Source organism: Pseudomonas monachiensis (assembly GCF_047345015.1).
GTDB classification, from domain to species: Bacteria; Pseudomonadota; Gammaproteobacteria; order Pseudomonadales; family Pseudomonadaceae; genus Aquipseudomonas; species Aquipseudomonas monachiensis.
This window is the reverse complement of sequence record NZ_CP178857.1, coordinates 5,930,013-5,945,818: the sequence shown is the minus strand read 5'-3', so window position 1 is coordinate 5,945,818 and position 15,806 is coordinate 5,930,013. Positions and strand designations below refer to the sequence as shown.

Sequence of the window (15,806 nt, the reverse complement as noted above, 5' to 3'; positions counted from 1 at the left end):
TGAACGCTATTCGCCATGAGCGCCATTGAATCTGCTTTTTTGAATCTGGCTTACCCTCCGCGGCTCGATCTGGGGCCGCAGCTCACGCACGAACAACTGCTCGGCTCGATGCAATCGACCATGGCGCGCCACAAAGGTGGGCCGGTCTGGTTGTTTGCGTATGGTTCACTGATCTGGCGCCCTGAGTGCACGGCGGTTGAGCGGGTTCGCGGCCGGGTGCATGGCTACCATCGCGGGTTGTACCTGTGGTCCCACGAACATCGCGGCACACCGGAAATGCCTGGCCTGGTGTTTGGCCTGGATCGCGGCGGTTCTTGCAGCGGTTTCGCCTATCGCTTGCCCGAAGAGCAACTCGAAGCCTCGCTCTACGCACTATGGCAGCGCGAGATGCCTTTCCCTTCCTACCGCCCGCACTGGCTCAACTGCCGTCTCGAAGATGGCAGTCAGGTTCAGGCATTGGGATTCGTTCTGGAGCGACACCTGCCCAGCTATGCCGGCAACCTGCCGGACCATGTGCTGAGCCATGTGTTCGAAAACGCCTGCGGGCGCTACGGCACCACTCGCGATTATGTCGAGCAGACCGCGCACGCCCTGCGCAGCCACGCCATGCCAGACCGGAATCTGGAGGCGCGGCTCAAGCGCTGTAAATCAACGGCCGATCAAGCGAGTGCTTCGCGGCCCTGACTGGCGATTTGTTTGTGCCGTAGCGTCGGGGCCAGGAAGGCCATCGCCAGCAGGCAGGCGCCGACCAGCAGCACGAAGCCGCCGTCCCAGCCGAAATGGTCCACGGTGTAGCCCATCGCTGCACTGGCCGCGACCGAACCGCCCAAGTAGCCGAACAGACCGGTAAAGCCCGCCGCCGTACCGGCAGCTTTCTTCGGTGCCAGTTCCAGCGCCTGCAGGCCGATCAGCATTACCGGGCCGTAGATCAGGAAGCCGATGGAAAGCAGCGCGATCATGTCGACCATCGGATTACCGGCAGGGTTGAGCCAGTAAACCAGCGTCGCAACCGTCACCAGCGCCATGAACACCATGCCGGTCAGGCCACGGTTGCCCCGGAAGATCTTGTCCGACATCCAGCCGCACAGCAGCGTGCCCGGGATACCTGCCCACTCGTAGAAGAAGTACGCCCACGAGGTTTTATCCACAGTGAAACCCTTGGCCTCCTTGAGGTAGGTTGGCGCCCAGTCCAGCACGCCGTAACGCAGCAGATAGACAAAGACGTTGGCCAGGGCGATGTACCAGAGCATTTTGTTGCGCAGCACGTATTTGACGAAAATTTCCTTGGCGCTGAATTCCTCTTCGTGGCTGGCGTCGTAGCCTTCCGGGTAGTCGTTCTTGTATTGCTCGATCGGCGGCAGGCCAACCGATTGCGGGGTGTCGCGCATGGTCACAAAGGCAAACACCGCTACTGCCAGCGCCACGGCTGCCGGCACGTAGAACGCGGCGTGCCAGTCATTGAACAGGCCCATGCCGATCAGGAACAACGGGCCGATCAGGCCACCACCGACGTTATGCGCCACGTTCCACACGGACACCACGCCGCCACGTTCCTTCTGCGACCACCAGTGCACCATGGTCCGGCCACTTGGCGGCCAACCCATGCCCTGCGCCCAGCCGTTGATGAACAGCAGAATGAACATCATGGTCACGCTGGACGTCGCCCAGGGTGCGAAACCGAAAATGAACATCACTCCGGCCGACACCAATAGGCCGAACGGCAGGAAGAAGCGCGGGTTGGAACGGTCGGACACCAGGCCCATCAGAAACTTCGACAGGCCGTAGGCAATCGCGATGGCAGACATCGCCAGGCCCAGCTGGCCACGGGAGTAACCCTCGTCGATCAGGTACGGCATGGCCAGGGAGAAGTTCTTGCGCAGCAGGTAGTAACCGGCATAGCCGATGAAGATACCGGCGAAAATCTGCCAGCGCAGGCGTCGGTAGGTGCTGTCTATTTTTTCTTCAGGCAATGGAGCCTGATGTGCGGCAGGACGAAAGAAAGCAAACATTCAAGAGCTCCAGGTTTCTTGTTTTGACTGCGGATACGAATGTTACAGTTTCGTTACCGAAAATAGCACCGGTTCTCATCGGCAAAACAGCGGAAATGTTGGATATCGCGCGTTCCTTTATGAACATGTCGGTCAGATGTAAGTGAGGGGCGTTGTAGGAAGCGTTACCTGTTTGGTTGGCAGGCGCTTGATGTGCCTGAAATAGGGCAGGTCTTTAGGAAAGGCCCTTCGTTTAAAGCAGAAGTCATGGCGTTATGCCGAATGACTCAGCGCCTTAACCTTTGTGCTGTTGCCAGGTCTGGCGTTGTAGGCGAAGGGAGAGGGACATGCGGTGGTGGGTATGCGTGCTGTTGTTGGTGGTGTCCCTAGATGTCAGGGCCGGGGAGGTGTTCCTGATTCCCGAGAATAATCCGAAGCCGGTTTATCCAATGGCGCTGCATAGGGCGGGTGTCACCGGGATGGTGCGTGTCAGCATGATTGTGAAGGCCGATGGATCAGTCAGTAATGCCGTGATTGCGCAAAGTGTGCATCCCGAACTCGAAGAGGCATCATTGGCCGCAGTCAACCAATGGCGATTCAAGCCGTGGACAGTTACCAAGGATCAGCCTGCACAAATCATCGTGGTCGCACCTATGGAGTACAGGCTGGACAGAGATCATCCCTTCCACGTCAACAAGGAATTGGAGCGGCTGAAATGCAGTGCTATCGCACGGGCATCGTTGAACATCGCCACTTCCTCGTGGGTGGACCTGCCGGTTTTCAGCTGGACTCGCAGTTACCTGACCCACTCGCTTTCACCGACGCAATTGCCGGAAGAGAAACGTCTGGCTCTGATCGCCAGGCTCAATGCCAGCGTGCGTTCGATTGTGCAGCGGTGTAGCGCACATCCGGCAAGTCGGTATGTGCGGTTTTTGCCGGAGGAGATTCGGGTGTTGCTTTGACGGCAAGAAAGAGCGCGGCTAAATGGCCGCGCTTTTATTGCAGATAGAGATTCAGCGAACCTGCACCACCACTTTCCCCACCGCTTTACGCTGGCCAAGGTCATTGATCGCCTGCGCCGCATTGCTCAGCGGATACACCTGAGACACCAGCGGCTTGAGCTTGCCTTCGGCAAACCAGCCAAACAACTGCTGGAAGTTTGCCGCATTGTCTTGCGGCTGACGTTGGGCGAACGAGCCCCAGAACACGCCGAGCACCGCCGCACCCTTGAGCAGGGCCAGGTTGACCGGCAACTCGGGAATGCGCCCGCTGGCGAAGCCGACCACCAGCAGGCGGCCGTTCCAGGCGATGGCGCGGATCGCCTGGTCGAACAGGTCGCCGCCGACCGGGTCGTAGATCACGTCGGCACCCTGGCCGTCGGTCAGGCGCTTGATTTCGTCCTTGAGGCTGGTTTCGCTGTAGTTGATCAGTTCGTCGGCACCGGCGGCCTTGGCCACGGCGAGTTTCTCTGCGCTGCTGGCCGCGGCGATCACCCGGGCGCCCATGGCTTTGCCGATTTCCACCGCCGCCAGGCCGACACCACCGGAGGCACCAAGCACCAGCAGGGTTTCGCCCGGCTGCAGGTTACCGCGCTGCTTGAGGGCGTGCATCGAGGTGCCGTAGGTCATGCTGAAGGCGGCGGCAGTGTTGAAGTCCATCGATGGCGGGATCGGCAGCGCGTTGTAACCCGGTACAGCGACCTGCTCGGCAAAGCTGCCCCAGCCGGTCAGGGCCATGACCCGGTCACCGACTTTCAGGTGGCTGACCTTTTCGCCCACTGCGCTGACCACGCCGGCCGCTTCACCGCCCGGTGAAAACGGGAAGGGCGGCTTGAACTGGTATTTGCCCTCGATGATCAACGTGTCGGGGAAGTTCACCCCGGCGGCGTGCACGTCCAGCAGGATTTCGTTCTTCTTTGCGACAGGACTGGCGACGTCTTCCAGCACCAGCGATTCGGCAGGGCCGAAGGCTTTGCACAGCACGGCTTTCATCAGGGCTATTCCTTTGGGAGTGATGGCCGATAAGTGTAGGTGTGTGGGTCGATGGGTCAACGAGCATGCCCGACCCTGATAGTCAGCCATAAGCTTGTGCTGGCGTGGCGGGTCGTTATGCTAGGCCGCAAACCGGATAAGGAGCGAATTGTGAAAGCGTGGATCATGTTGATGCTGGCCCTGTCCCTGCCTGTGGCAGCGGTGGCCGAAGAAGCCAGGGAAGATGCAGCGCCGAAAGTCAGTTACATCACCCTGAGCCCGCCGTTCGTGGGTAACTACGGGCTGGATGGCACGCCGAAACTGAAGGTCTACAAGGCCGATGTGGCGTTGCGGGTAACCGGTGACGAAGCCGCCAAGGCGGTGAAGGCCAATGAGCCGTTGATCCGCAATCAATTGGTCGCGCTGTTCGCCCAGCAGACCACCGAGACGATGAACAATGTCGAGGCCAAGGAAAAGCTGCGTCAGGAAGCGTTGAAGCAGACCCAGCAGGTGATGAACGACGAAACCGGTAAGCCGGTGGTTGAGGATTTGTTGTTCAACAACCTGATCATCCAATAAGACTCTCGCTGTCCTGACGGGCCTCTTCGCGAGCAAGCCCGCTCCCACAGGGTTCCGTGGTGGACTTATGATCATGTTCCAACACAAATCCACTGTGGGAGCGGGCTTGCCCGCGAAGGCGTTCTGAAAGACGCTGCAAATCCTACGGCTTGAGCGCAACCACCGCTGCCCACTGCTCCGCCGTCACCGGCATCACCGACAGCCGCGAGCCTTTCTGCACCAGCGGCAACCCGGCCAGTGCCGTCTGCTGTTTCAGATAATCCAGTTTCAGCACCCGGGCAAAGGTCTCGACATGCTCGACATCGATCGCGCTCCAGGCGTTTTTGTCCGGGGTGGCCTTAGGGTCGAAATAATGGCTCTCTGGCTCCAGCGCCGTCGGGTCCGGATACGCGGCTTCGACAATCTTGCCGATTCCGGCGATGCCCGGCTCAGGGCAGCTGGAATGATAGAAAAAGAACTCATCCCCCACCGCCATGGTCCGCAGGAAATTGCGTGCCTGATAGTTGCGAACCCCGTCCCAGCGCGCTTTGCCGAGCTTTTCCAGCCCCTTGATCGAGAGTTCGTCGGGCTCGGACTTCATCAGCCAATAGGCCATGTCTGTTGCTCCTTGCGTGGTGATTGAGCAGCTTGTCGGCGATTTTATGACAAACCGACAGTCGGTTGACGTCAGCATTTGCGCAGCGGTTCACGTTGTCGCAAAATGCCGGCCTTTAGAGCTTGACGCTGCTGCACGGCCTACAAACGGAAACCGCTGCTGTCATCGTGTTGATGTGCCTTTGGGGGGCAATCGATGAAACGCAAACCGGATTTACTATGGATTTTGGTCATTTTGTTTGGCCTTGGCGTCGTAACCACTGGCTATGCCCAAAGCCTGTGGGCCAACAAGACCGATGCACCGGTCGAACTCGCCCAATTGCAGCAACAGTCGACCGCCTTCAAGCGCTGATCCTGTTGCCTCGGCGCCACTGATCGAAGTGGCGTCTAGCCTGCGTAATACCAGGCCTTGTCTGTCACCGTTCCTTGCAGCGGCACATCCCAGCTCGCCTGAGCCAATCGCGCCACTTTCTGACATTCATGGGCCAGCCCCAACAGCGTCGGCTTGCGCCAGTCGTTTCGTCGCGCCAGGTAGGCCAGGCTGCGGTCGTAGAAGCCACCGCCCATCCCCAGGCGCCCGCCGACATCGTCAAAACCCACCAATGGCAACAGCACCAGATCCAGTGCCCAGATCTTGCGCTGCCGGGCGAGGTTGGCCCGTGGTTCGAGAATACGGAAGCGGTTGGGTTTGAGTTTTTCCCCGGGTCGGATGCGCTGGAACACCATTTTGGTTCGCGGCCAGGCGCTCAGCACCGGTAGATAGGTGGCCTTGCCCCGGCGTTGCGCGGCGCGCAGCAACAGGCGTGGATCGATTTCACCGTCGGTGGGCAGGTAGAGCGAGATGTGCCGGGCGCGGCGGAACAGCGGTTGCTGGGCCAATTGCTTGTACAGTCCGCGAGCGGCCTGGCGTTGCTGACTGGGAGTCAGTGCGCGGCGGGCCTTGCGCAGCATGCGTCGAAGTTGCGGGCGGGGGAGCAGCGCAGGTTCGGTCATGTATTCGGGCTTCAACAATGCGGATACGTGAAGCGTACCCGTAAAAACGCCAATGCCGGTATCAAAACCGGCATTGGACTGAAATCAGGCTCCCCGAATGTGCCGCTGTCGACTTAGCCCTTGAACCCGAAAGTTCAAGGTGGAAGATGCAGTAGGCTTTAAGGCTTTCCGTCTAGCGGACATGCACACCAGCCCAACGTGCAACCTCCAGGGTATAGCAAATCGGCTCAGGGACATCGCCAACTGGCAAGCACCCCAGGGAGTTAGGGGATTATACCGCAAGCGGCGGCGCGAATCAGCCTTTGGTGACGTCCGGATCGGTGGCGAGCGCCAGATCGACGCGATCGAGCAGGTCACGCACCTGTTCGCGGGTCGATCCGCTGGCCTGGATATCCGGGCGTTCTTCCTTGTGCAGCAAGTCGTGGGTGATGTTCAGCGCGGCCATCACGGCGATACGGTCGGCACCGATGACCTTGCCGCTGCTGCGGATCTCGCGCATCTTGCCGTCCAGATAACGGGCTGCGCTGACCAGGTTGCTGCGCTCTTCCTGAGGGCAGATGATCGAATACTCTTTGTCGAGGATCTGCACGGTGACGCTATTGCTTGAACTCATGAGTCTTGCTCCAGGGCCTTGAGGCGCGAAATCATCGATTCGACCTTACGCCGGGCGATTTCGTTTTTTTCAATGAGGTGCGCGCGTTCCTCGCGCCAGGTCTTTTCCTGAGCTAGTAAGAGTGCGTTTTGACTCTTAAGTTGCTCGACTCGGGTAATCAGCAGCTCGAGTCTGGCCATCAGCGCTTGCAGGTCGGTGTCTTCCATATTGTCCACTGTGTCTGACGGGGTAGCTGGCGGACAGCCTTTAATAGTCTTGGCGAGTCTGTCGATGTAGGATACAAGGCCTTCATTCTAGACATAGCGCCGTCTGGCGCCTAGCTGCCCATGACCATTCAGAATTCCCCGTACCAAGCCTTCGCCACCCTGCTGACTTCCAGCGGTCACAACGTCTCGCCCGCTGAACTGCACGGGCTGTTGCTCGGCCGCAGCTGCGCCGGCGCCGGTTTCGACGCCGAAGGCTGGCTGATCGACGCCGCTGAACTGCTCGAAAGCGAGCCGCAGGACAACGTTCGCAACGCCCTGACCGGCCTGCAAGAGATGGTAAAAGGCGAACTCACCGGCGATGACGTGACCGTCGTTCTGCTGCTGCCGACTGACGACGCCCCGCTCACCGAGCGTGCCGCTGCACTGGGCGAGTGGTGCCAGGGCTTCCTCAGTGGCTTTGGCTTGAACTGCCGTGACAGCAGCGCCCTGAGCACCGAGGCCACCGAGGTGTTGCAGGATCTGGCGGCCATTTCCCAGGTGCAAGATGCCCTGGAAGAGTCCGACGACGGCGAAAACGACTACATGGAAGTCATGGAGTACCTGCGCGTCGCACCGCTGCTGCTGTTCTCCGAGACCAAAAAAGACGTGCAGGTCGCTGCCAAACCGTCTTTGCACTAATCGTAAGACAGGGAAAACCATCTGCCCATGATTCATATCCCGAAATCGGAATACAGCCGTCGCCGCAAGGCCCTGATGGCGCAGATGGAACCCAACAGCATCGCCATCCTGCCCGCCGCCGCGGTCGCAATTCGTAACCGCGACGTCGAGCACGTCTACCGCCAGGACAGCGACTTCCAGTACCTCAGCGGTTTTCCCGAGCCTCAGGCCGTACTGGTGCTGATGCCGGGGCGCGTGCATGGCGAATACATCCTGTTCTGCCGCGAACGCAATGCCGAGCGCGAGCTGTGGGATGGCCTGCGTGCCGGGCAGGAAGGCGCAATTCGCGACTTCGGCGCCGACGACGCCTTTCCAATCACTGATATCGACGACATCCTGCCAGGCCTGATCGAAGGCCGTGACCGGGTGTATTCGGCGATGGGCAGCAACCCCGAATTCGATCGCCACCTGATGGAGTGGATCAACGTGATCCGCTCCAAGGCCAACCTCGGTGCCCAGCCGCCGAACGAATTCGTTGCCCTGGATCATCTGCTGCACGACATGCGCCTGTATAAATCGGCGGCAGAAGTGAAAGTGATGCGCGAGGCGGCGCGGATTTCCGCCCAGGCGCATGTACGGGCCATGCAGGCCTGTCGCGCCGGGTTGCACGAATTCAGCCTGGAAGCCGAGCTCGATTACGAATTTCGCAAGGGCGGGGCGAAGATGCCAGCCTACGGGTCGATCGTCGCGGCGGGGCGTAACAGCTGCATCCTGCATTACCAGCAGAATGACGCGTTGCTCAAGGATGGGGATATGGTGCTGATCGACGCCGGTTGCGAGATCGACTGCTACGCCAGTGACATCACCCGGACCTTTCCGGTCAGCGGTAAGTATTCTGCGGAACAGAAAGCGATTTACGAATTGGTGCTGGCTTCCCAGGAAGCCGCCTTTGCCGAAATCGCCCCGAACAAGCACTGGAATCAGGCACACGAAGCAACGGTCCGGGTCATTACCGCCGGGCTGGTCAAACTGGGCCTGCTGCGGGGCGACGTTGATGAACTGATCGCCAGCGAAGCCTACAAGGCGTTTTACATGCACCGCGCCGGCCATTGGTTGGGCATGGATGTGCATGACGTCGGCGAATACAAGGTCGGCGGCGAGTGGCGCGTGCTGGAAGTCGGCATGGCGCTGACCGTGGAGCCGGGGATCTATATCGCCCCGGACAACCAGAATGTTGCGAAGAAATGGCGTGGCATTGGCGTGCGCATCGAGGACGACGTAGTGGTCACCAAAACCGGCTGTGAAATATTGACGAACGGCGTGCCGAAAACCGTTGCCGAGATCGAGGCCCTGATGGCCGCCGCGCGGACACAGGCAGCATGAGTCGAGTCAACCTGGCAATCATTGGTGGCGGGCTGGTCGGTGCAAGCCTGGCGCTGGCGCTTCAGGCCGGGGCCAAGGCCCGGGGCTGGAAGATCGTGTTGATCGAACCGTTCGCCCCTGGCGACAGCTATCAACCGAGTTACGATGCCCGTTCCTCGGCGTTGTCCTTCGGCTCGCGGCAGATCTATCAACGGCTGGGCGTCTGGCAGGAAGTCTCGCGCCGCGCCGAGCCGATCAAGCAGATTCATGTTTCCGACCGTGGTCGGTTCTCGACGGCGCGGCTGTCGGCGATGGAAGAGGGTGTTCCAGCGCTGGGTTATGTCGTTGAAAACGCCTGGCTCGGCCAATGCCTGTGGCAAGGCCTGGACAAGGACGTGATCAGTTGGCGCTGCCCGGCGGAAGTCACCCGCATGGAGCCGCTGGTCGATGGCTATCGCCTGACCCTGAATGATGAAACCACCCTGGAATGCGACCTCGCGGTGCTCGCCGATGGCGGCCGCTCCGGCTTGCGCGAGCAGTTGGGGATCGGTATCCGCAAGCGTCCGTACAACCAGAGCGCGCTGATCGCCAACATCACCCCGAGTGAAGCCCACAACGGCATGGCCTTCGAGCGTTTCACCGACGAAGGCCCGATGGCGTTGCTGCCGCTTCCGGATAATCGCTGCGCACTGGTCTGGACCCGCCTGGGCATGGACGCGCAACGCCTGGCGGCCCTGGATGAGCGCAGCTTCCTCAGCGAGTTGCAGGGTGTGTTCGGTTATCGCCTCGGCACATTGAAGCAGGTGGGTGCGCGGCATCTGTATCCACTGACGCTGGTCGAGGCTGAAGAACAGGTGCGCCCGCATCTGGCGATTCTCGGCAACGCAGCGCACAGCCTGCATCCGATCGCCGGCCAAGGGTTCAACCTGTCCCTGCGCGATGCCCAGGCTTTGGCCGATGCCTTGCTCGCCAGCGAAAACCCTTTGGGCGACTTCGCCACGTTGCAGGCCTATCGCGAACGCCAGCGACTCGATCAGGACCTCACCGTGGGTTTCTCCGATCAGGTTACGCGCCTGTTTGGCAGCACCCAGCCGCTGGTGTCCCTGGGGCGCAACATCGGCTTGCTCGGCCTGGATCTGCTGCCACCGGCCAAACGCTGGTTTGCCCGGCAGGCGATGGGGTTGGGTACGCGACCGGATGCGTGACTGGCTGATCCGCGGATTCGGCAAGGCACGATCGATAAAAATACCTGCCTGCAGGTTCGGCATTCATGACGGCTCTTGCCACTGGGTGGCGCGGGTCGGGAAAACCCTTTACGTGCGGCTCAAGCCGCAAGAGAGACAGGCTTAAAGCATGGAAATGCGCGCAGATCTGCTGATTGTCGGGGCCGGAATGGTCGGCAGCGCCCTGGCGCTGGCGTTGCAGGACAGCGGGCTGGAAGTCCTGCTGCTGGACGGCAGCCCCATGAGCGTCAAACCGTTCAACGCTCAGGCTGCGTTTGAACCGCGGGTGAGCGCCTTGTCGGCCGCCAGCCAGCGGATTCTCGAGCGCCTGGGTGTGTGGGACGGCATCGCCGGGCGGCGCAGCAGCCCCTACACCGACATGCAGGTCTGGGATGGCAGCGGCACCGGGCAAATCCACTTCTCGGCGACCAGCGTGCATGCCGAGGTACTGGGACATATAGTCGAGAACCGCGTGGTGCAGGATGCCTTGCTCGAGCGCCTGCACGAATGCGACCTGGGGTTGCTGGCCAATGCTCGCCTGGAGCAGATGCGCCGCTCCGGCGATGATTGGCTGCTGACCCTGGCCGACGGCCGCACCCTGCGCGCGCCGCTGGTGATCGCGGCGGATGGCGCCAACTCGGCGGTGCGACGCCTGGCCGGTGTGGCGACCCGCGAATGGGATTATCTGCACCATGCCATCGTTACCAGCGTGCGTTGCGCCAGGCCGCATCAGATGACGGCCTGGCAGCGCTTCACCGATAACGGTCCGTTGGCGTTTCTGCCCCTTGAGCGCGACGGCCAACAGGATTGGTGTTCGATCGTCTGGTCGACCACACCCGGCGAAGCCGAACGCCTGATGGCGATGGATGAACAAGGTTTCCGCAAGGAGCTGGAGCGGGCCTTTGAAGGTCGGCTCGGCGAGGTGCTTAGCGCTGACCCGCGCCTGTGTGTGCCTCTGCGCCAGCGGCATGCCAAGCGTTATGTGGCTGAAGGCCTGGCATTGATCGGCGACGCGGCCCACACCATTCACCCGTTGGCCGGGCAGGGGGTGAATCTCGGGTTCCTTGATGCCGCCGTGCTGGCCGAAGTGTTGCTGCAAGCGACAACACGTGGCGAACGCCTGGCGGATGTGAAGGTCCTCAGCCGTTACGAACGTCGGCGCATGCCCCACAACCTGGCGCTGATGGCGGCGATGGAAGGCTTCGAGCGCTTGTTCCAGGCCGATCCGTTGCCGGTGCGCTGGTTGCGTAATACCGGGTTGAAAATTGTGGAGAAGATGCCGGAAGCCAAGGCGTTGTTCGTGCGTGAAGCGCTGGGGTTGACCGGGGATTTGCCGGCACTCGCCAAACTCTGAGATTTTCGTTGAGGCTTATGGCCTCATCGCGAGCAAGCTCGCTCTAACAGGAATTCAGGTGTTAATGCAATTTGTGTGAACGCTGGAGAACCCTGTGGGAGCAAGCTTGCTCGCGATGGCGGCATTTCAGTCACCTCATATTCCAGCTCAAGCAACATCTGGTAACTCCTCCACGGCCAGCTTCGATTGAGAAGCTAAATGTGAGTCCTTATCATTTGTCCTCATTTTTCAATCGAGAGACCGCTCCCATGTTGGCACCGAAGCGTCTACTGACTGCACTGGCCTTGACCCTGATCGGCAGCACCGCCGCCCAGGCCGCTGACGAAGTGGTGGTCTACTCCTCGCGAATCGACGAGCTGATCAAGCCAGTATTCGATGCCTACACCGCCAAGACCGGCGTGAAAGTGAAGTTCATCACCGACAAGGAAGCGCCGCTGATGCAGCGGCTCAAGGCCGAGGGCGCGAATACGCCGGCCGACCTGCTGCTGACCGTCGATGCCGGTAACCTCTGGCAAGCCGAGCAGATGGGCATCCTCCAGCCGTTCACCTCGAAAACCATCGACACCAATATTCCCCTGCAATACCGGGCTGCCTCCCATGCCTGGACCGGCCTGAGCCTGCGGGCGCGGACCATCGCCTACTCCACTGATCGGGTGAAGCCGGGTGAACTGACCACCTACGAAGCGCTGGCCGACAAGCAATGGGAAGGCCGCCTGTGCCTGCGCACGGCGAAGAAGGTCTACAACCAGTCCCTGACCGCGACCATGATCGAAGTGCACGGCGCCGGGAAGACCGAGGAAATCCTCAAGGGCTGGGTCAGGAACCTGTCCACTGACGTGTTCTCCGACGACACCGCCGTGCTGGAAGCGATCAACGCCGGCCAGTGCGACGTCGGTATCGTCAACACCTACTACTACGGCCGCCTGCACAAGCAGAAGCCAGACCTGCCGGTGAAGCTGTTCTGGCCGAACCAGGCTGACCGTGGCGTACACATCAACCTGTCGGGTATCGGCCTGACACAACACGCGCCACACCCGGAAGCGGCCAAGGCCCTGGTGGAGTGGATGACCACTCCTGAAGCGCAGAAAATCTTTGCCGACGTGAACCAGGAGTTCCCGGCGAACCCGGCCGTGCAGCCATCGGCTGAAGTCGCCGCGTGGGGCAAGTTCATCGCTGATACCTTGCCTGTGGAAATCGCCGGCAAGCGCCAGGCCGAGGCGATTCGCCTGATGGACAAGGCTGGCTGGAACTGAGCCTGCTGTTTTAAAGGTCAAAAGATCGCAGCCTCCGGCAGCTCCTACAGGGTGATCACCAACCCAATGCAGGAGCTGCCGGAGGCTGCGATCTTTTTGCGTTTTCTCTACACTTCAAAATTTCGCGAGAGATTTTCCTTGGCCCATCCCGCCCAGCGCCGCTGGTATCCCGTCGTCTTCGCCATCGCTGCGCTGGTCCTGTTGCCCCTGAGCGTCCTGCTGCTTTCCTGGCAAACCATCGATCAACAGATCTGGTCCCATCTCTGGGACACACAGATGCCGCGGTTGCTGGGCAATACACTGACCCTGGTGCTAGGCGTCGGTGTCGGCGTGACCGCCCTGGGTGTCAGCCTGGCCTGGCTCACCAGCCTTTGCGAATTCCCCGGCCGGCGCTGGCTGGACTGGGCGCTGATGCTGCCCTTCGCGATCCCTGCCTATGTGTTGGCCTTCGTCTTCGTTGGCCTGCTGGATTTCGCCGGCCCCGTGCAAACCCTGCTGCGCGAGTGGTTTGGCAGTGGTCTGCGGCTGCCGCGCGTGCGCTCCACGGGTGGGGTGATTGTGGTGCTGGTGCTGGTTTTCTATCCCTATGTCTATCTGCTGGCGCGCACCGCCTTCCTCGCCCAGGGCAAGGGTCTGATGGAAGCCGCGCGAGTCCTTGGCCAGTCGCCCTGGCAAGCGTTCTGGCGGGTGGCGTTGCCCATGGCGCGACCAGCCATCGGTGCGGGCGTGGCATTGGCGTTGATGGAAACCCTGGCGGACTTCGGCGCCGTGTCGGTGTTCAACTTCGATACCTTCACCACGGCCATCTACAAGACCTGGTACGGTTTTTTCAGCCTGTCGTCCGCCGCGCAACTGGCCAGCCTGTTACTGCTGGTGGTGATGCTCGTGCTCTACGGCGAACGGCGTGCCCGTGGGGCCAACCGGGCGAGCAACGAGCGACCACGGGTCAAGGCGCTGTATCACCTGCGAGGCATCAAGGCACTGGCGGCCACGACGTGGTGCGGTCTGGTGTTCGCCTGCGCCTTCGTTATCCCGATGCTGCAATTGGCGGTGTGGTTCTGGTTGCGCGGGCGCTTCGATCTCGACGAGCGCTACACCGGGTTGATCGTCCATACCTTGTACCTGGGGGCGATGGCGGCGTTGATCACCGTCAGCGTCGCCTTGTTACTGGCGTTTGCCCGACGACTGGCACCCACCCGGGTCATTCGTTCCGGGATCAGTCTGGCCAATCTGGGTTATGCCTTGCCTGGTTCGGTGCTGGCGGTGTCGATCATGCTGGCGTTCAGTTACCTGGATCGCGAGCTGGTGATCCCGTTCTCGAGCTGGCTCGGTGGCGCGGGCAAGCCACTGCTGCTGGGCAGCCTGTCGGCGTTGCTGCTGGCCTATCTGGTGCGTTTCATTGCGGTGGCCTACGGTCCGCTGGAAAGCAGCCTGGCGCGTATAAGGCCATCTTTGCCCGAAGCGGCACGTAGCCTTGGCGTCAGTGGGCCACGACTGTTTTTCAAAGTGTATCTGCCATTATTGCTACCCGGCACGTTGAGCGCCGCGCTGCTGGTGTTCGTCGACGTGCTCAAGGAAATGCCCGCGACCTTGCTGATGCGCCCGTTTGGTTGGGACACGCTGGCAGTGCGAATCTTCGAAATGACCAGCGAAGGCGAATGGGCGCGGGCGTCTTTGCCGGCCTTGACCCTGGTGCTGGTCGGGCTGTTGCCGGTCATCGGATTGATCCGGCGCTCGGCGCATCGAAACAGCTAGGTGTCAGTCCTACACCTTGCGGCTACAATGCGCGGCATTCGGTGCGGTCAGTCTGACAGACCAGGTAGCTGAAATCGGCTGAAGGCCCTTTGTTTCAAGGCATTCAGTCCGTGCAGCACCTGCCCGCGCCTTCGCCACGCCCGGAAGGAGAAACCCATGGGACAGCGTACGCCTCTGTATGACCTTCATCTCGCACTCGGCGCGAAGATGGTCGATTTTGGCGGTTGGGACATGCCTCTGCATTATGGATCGCAGGTCGAGGAGCACCATCAGGTGCGCCGCGATTGCGGTGTCTTCGATGTATCCCACATGACCGTAATTGATGTCGGCGGCACCCAGGCCAAAGCCTGGCTCCGGCATTTGCTGGCCAATGATGTCGAACGCCTGCACAGCCCCGGCCGTGCTTTGTACAGCACCATGCTCAACGAGCAGGGCGGGATCGTCGATGACATGATCGTCTACCGTCTCGATGAGGGTTATCGCCTGGTGGTCAACGCCTCCACCCGCGATCAGGACATGGCCTGGATGCAAGCGCATCTCGACGGTTTCGACGTGCAACTTCGCGAGCGTTCCGAATTGGCGATGCTGGCCATCCAGGGCCCTCACGCCCGGCAGAAAATTGCCGAACTGGTCAGCCAGTCCCGCGGCAACCTGATCCAGCTCCTCAAGCCCTTCGAAGGCCTGTCCGATGGTGACTGGTTCATCGCGCGCACCGGTTATACCGGCGAAGACGGCCTGGAAATCATTCTGCCGGCCGATCAGGCGCCAGGCTTTTTCAACGATCTGGTCGGTGCCGGGATTTCTCCCATCGGCCTTGGCGCGCGGGATACCTTGCGGGTCGAAGCCGGCATGAACCTTTATGGTCAGGACATCCAGCAGGATATTTCACCCTTGGCCTCCAATATGGCCTGGAGCATTGCCTGGGAGCCCGCCACCCGGAAGTTCATCGGGCGCAAGGCGCTGGAAGCCGAGCAGGCCGCCGGCATACAGCACAAACTGGTAGGGCTGGTCCTTGAGGAGCGCGGTGTTTTGCGTGCTCATCAGGTGGTTCGTATCGCTGATGTTGGCGAAGGGGAGATCACCAGTGGTAGTTTCTCTCCTACGCTAAGCAAGTCGATTGCACTGGCGCGCGTGCCGATGGCAACAGCCGACCGCGCTGAAGTGGAAATCCGTGGCAAGTGGTACCCGGTCCGGGTGGTCAAGCCGACCTTCGTACGCCACGGCAAAACCTTGATCTAATCTTTTCCAGCGGTTAACGA

The 15,806-nt window shown here is 60.9% G+C and carries 17 protein-coding genes, 1 other RNA gene and 1 pseudogene; 12 read left to right on the top strand and 7 right to left on the bottom strand.

Annotated features, from left to right (window positions below; genetic code table 11):
- Positions 1-15 precede the first annotated feature (15 nt).
- Positions 16-684, top strand: a complete 669-nt coding sequence (locus tag ACMDB8_RS26830; protein ID WP_056726388.1) for a gamma-glutamylcyclotransferase — start codon at positions 16-18, stop codon at positions 682-684.
- Here ACMDB8_RS26830 and glpT read toward each other — a convergent pair.
- Positions 660-2,009, bottom strand: a complete 1,350-nt coding sequence (glpT, locus tag ACMDB8_RS26825) for a glycerol-3-phosphate transporter (RefSeq protein ID WP_008048696.1) — start codon at positions 2,007-2,009, stop codon at positions 660-662. The two genes, ACMDB8_RS26830 and glpT, sit on opposite strands and share 25 nt — an antisense overlap.
- Before the next feature lie 326 nt (positions 2,010-2,335).
- On the opposite strand from glpT, the gene ACMDB8_RS26820 reads away from it, so the two are divergent.
- Positions 2,336-2,950, top strand: a complete 615-nt coding sequence (locus tag ACMDB8_RS26820) for an energy transducer TonB (protein WP_056726389.1) — start codon at positions 2,336-2,338, stop codon at positions 2,948-2,950.
- A gap of 51 nt (positions 2,951-3,001) precedes the next feature.
- Here the strand turns inward: ACMDB8_RS26820 and ACMDB8_RS26815 are convergent, their stop codons facing one another.
- Positions 3,002-3,979, bottom strand: a complete 978-nt coding sequence (locus ACMDB8_RS26815; protein WP_056726390.1) for an NADPH:quinone oxidoreductase family protein — start codon at positions 3,977-3,979, stop codon at positions 3,002-3,004.
- A 150-nt stretch (positions 3,980-4,129) separates the two neighbouring features.
- On the opposite strand from ACMDB8_RS26815, the gene ACMDB8_RS26810 reads away from it, so the two are divergent.
- Entirely contained in the window at positions 4,130-4,537 is a 408-nt protein-coding gene (locus tag ACMDB8_RS26810; protein ID WP_056726391.1) for a flagellar basal body-associated protein FliL, read from the top strand.
- A gap of 142 nt (positions 4,538-4,679) precedes the next feature.
- Here ACMDB8_RS26810 and ACMDB8_RS26805 read toward each other — a convergent pair whose 3' ends face one another.
- Positions 4,680-5,132, bottom strand: a complete 453-nt coding sequence (locus ACMDB8_RS26805) for an EVE domain-containing protein (protein ID WP_056726392.1) — start codon at positions 5,130-5,132, stop codon at positions 4,680-4,682.
- Between the two features lie 195 nt (positions 5,133-5,327).
- On the opposite strand from ACMDB8_RS26805, the gene ACMDB8_RS26800 reads away from it, so the two are divergent.
- Positions 5,328-5,483 (top strand): hypothetical protein, encoded by a 156-nt coding sequence (locus ACMDB8_RS26800; RefSeq protein ID WP_007982896.1) that lies wholly within the window; start codon positions 5,328-5,330, stop codon positions 5,481-5,483.
- A 35-nt stretch (positions 5,484-5,518) separates the two neighbouring features.
- On the opposite strand, the gene ACMDB8_RS26795 is transcribed toward ACMDB8_RS26800, so the two are convergent.
- The 4 genes from ACMDB8_RS26795 to ACMDB8_RS26780 form a co-directional block, all read right to left on the bottom strand.
- The gene (locus ACMDB8_RS26795; RefSeq protein WP_008048703.1) at positions 5,519-6,124 is read right to left on the bottom strand and encodes a 5-formyltetrahydrofolate cyclo-ligase; all 606 of its coding nucleotides are present in this window, start codon (positions 6,122-6,124) and stop codon (positions 5,519-5,521) included.
- Between the two features lie 86 nt (positions 6,125-6,210).
- A non-coding RNA gene (gene ssrS / locus ACMDB8_RS26790) (6S RNA) lies at positions 6,211-6,389 on the bottom strand.
- A gap of 30 nt (positions 6,390-6,419) precedes the next feature.
- Complete coding sequence (locus ACMDB8_RS26785; RefSeq protein WP_007982900.1) at positions 6,420-6,737, bottom strand: cell division protein ZapA; 318 nt, start codon at positions 6,735-6,737, stop codon at positions 6,420-6,422.
- Positions 6,734-6,943: a TIGR02449 family protein gene (locus ACMDB8_RS26780; protein ID WP_007940359.1), complete on the bottom strand. Its 210-nt coding sequence runs from the start codon at positions 6,941-6,943 to the stop codon at positions 6,734-6,736. Before ACMDB8_RS26780 ends, ACMDB8_RS26785 begins: the two co-directional genes overlap by 4 nt.
- A 120-nt stretch (positions 6,944-7,063) precedes the next feature.
- Between ACMDB8_RS26780 and ACMDB8_RS26775 the strand changes: the two genes are divergently transcribed.
- The 8 genes and pseudogenes from ACMDB8_RS26775 to gcvT all read left to right on the top strand — a co-directional run bounded on the left by ACMDB8_RS26775 (position 7,064) and on the right by gcvT (position 15,786).
- Positions 7,064-7,621, top strand: coding sequence for a YecA family protein (locus tag ACMDB8_RS26775; RefSeq protein ID WP_056726393.1), 558 nt, complete (start codon positions 7,064-7,066; stop codon positions 7,619-7,621).
- Between the two features lie 27 nt (positions 7,622-7,648).
- Positions 7,649-8,983 (top strand): Xaa-Pro aminopeptidase, encoded by a 1,335-nt coding sequence (gene pepP, locus ACMDB8_RS26770; RefSeq protein ID WP_056726394.1) that lies wholly within the window; start codon positions 7,649-7,651, stop codon positions 8,981-8,983.
- Positions 8,980-10,167: a 2-octaprenyl-6-methoxyphenyl hydroxylase gene (gene ubiH / locus ACMDB8_RS26765; RefSeq protein WP_056726395.1), complete on the top strand. Its 1,188-nt coding sequence runs from the start codon at positions 8,980-8,982 to the stop codon at positions 10,165-10,167. Before pepP ends, ubiH begins: the two co-directional genes overlap by 4 nt.
- A 58-nt stretch (positions 10,168-10,225) precedes the next feature.
- Positions 10,226-10,312, top strand: a pseudogene (locus tag ACMDB8_RS26760) (tetrameric acyl-CoA thioesterase); the annotation flags it as partial.
- Between the two features lie 9 nt (positions 10,313-10,321).
- Positions 10,322-11,539, top strand: coding sequence for a 2-octaprenyl-3-methyl-6-methoxy-1,4-benzoquinol hydroxylase (locus ACMDB8_RS26755; RefSeq protein ID WP_177336486.1), 1,218 nt, complete (start codon positions 10,322-10,324; stop codon positions 11,537-11,539).
- A 248-nt stretch (positions 11,540-11,787) separates the two neighbouring features.
- A complete protein-coding gene (locus ACMDB8_RS26750; RefSeq protein WP_056726397.1) occupies positions 11,788-12,792 on the top strand; it encodes an extracellular solute-binding protein in 1,005 nt (334 codons plus the stop codon).
- A gap of 138 nt (positions 12,793-12,930) precedes the next feature.
- Positions 12,931-14,547 (top strand): ABC transporter permease, encoded by a 1,617-nt coding sequence (locus ACMDB8_RS26745; protein WP_056726677.1) that lies wholly within the window; start codon positions 12,931-12,933, stop codon positions 14,545-14,547.
- 156 nt (positions 14,548-14,703) lie between these two features.
- Positions 14,704-15,786 carry a glycine cleavage system aminomethyltransferase GcvT gene (gene gcvT, locus ACMDB8_RS26740; RefSeq protein WP_056726398.1) on the top strand — a complete coding sequence of 361 codons (1,083 nt, stop codon included), beginning with the start codon at positions 14,704-14,706 and terminating at the stop codon, positions 15,784-15,786.
- Positions 15,787-15,806: the final 20 nt, after the last annotated feature.

Bases quoted from the DNA above. Each gene is read 5' to 3' on its own strand.
- ACMDB8_RS26830 (WP_056726388.1), top strand. From the start codon at position 16: ATGAGCGCCATTGAATCTGCTTTTTTGAATCTGGCTTACCCTCCGCGG.
- glpT (WP_008048696.1), bottom strand. From the start codon at position 2,009: ATGTTTGCTTTCTTTCGTCCTGCCGCACATCAGGCTCCATTGCCTGAA.
- ACMDB8_RS26820 (WP_056726389.1), top strand. From the start codon at position 2,336: ATGCGGTGGTGGGTATGCGTGCTGTTGTTGGTGGTGTCCCTAGATGTC.
- ACMDB8_RS26815 (WP_056726390.1), bottom strand. From the start codon at position 3,979: ATGAAAGCCGTGCTGTGCAAAGCCTTCGGCCCTGCCGAATCGCTGGTG.
- ACMDB8_RS26805 (WP_056726392.1), bottom strand. From the start codon at position 5,132: ATGGCCTATTGGCTGATGAAGTCCGAGCCCGACGAACTCTCGATCAAG.
- ACMDB8_RS26800 (WP_007982896.1), top strand. From the start codon at position 5,328: ATGAAACGCAAACCGGATTTACTATGGATTTTGGTCATTTTGTTTGGC.
- ACMDB8_RS26795 (WP_008048703.1), bottom strand. From the start codon at position 6,124: ATGACCGAACCTGCGCTGCTCCCCCGCCCGCAACTTCGACGCATGCTG.
- ACMDB8_RS26785 (WP_007982900.1), bottom strand. From the start codon at position 6,737: ATGAGTTCAAGCAATAGCGTCACCGTGCAGATCCTCGACAAAGAGTAT.
- ACMDB8_RS26780 (WP_007940359.1), bottom strand. From the start codon at position 6,943: ATGGAAGACACCGACCTGCAAGCGCTGATGGCCAGACTCGAGCTGCTG.
- ACMDB8_RS26775 (WP_056726393.1), top strand. From the start codon at position 7,064: ATGACCATTCAGAATTCCCCGTACCAAGCCTTCGCCACCCTGCTGACT.
- pepP (WP_056726394.1), top strand. From the start codon at position 7,649: ATGATTCATATCCCGAAATCGGAATACAGCCGTCGCCGCAAGGCCCTG.
- ubiH (WP_056726395.1), top strand. From the start codon at position 8,980: ATGAGTCGAGTCAACCTGGCAATCATTGGTGGCGGGCTGGTCGGTGCA.
- ACMDB8_RS26755 (WP_177336486.1), top strand. From the start codon at position 10,322: ATGCGCGCAGATCTGCTGATTGTCGGGGCCGGAATGGTCGGCAGCGCC.
- ACMDB8_RS26750 (WP_056726397.1), top strand. From the start codon at position 11,788: ATGTTGGCACCGAAGCGTCTACTGACTGCACTGGCCTTGACCCTGATC.
- gcvT (WP_056726398.1), top strand. From the start codon at position 14,704: ATGGGACAGCGTACGCCTCTGTATGACCTTCATCTCGCACTCGGCGCG.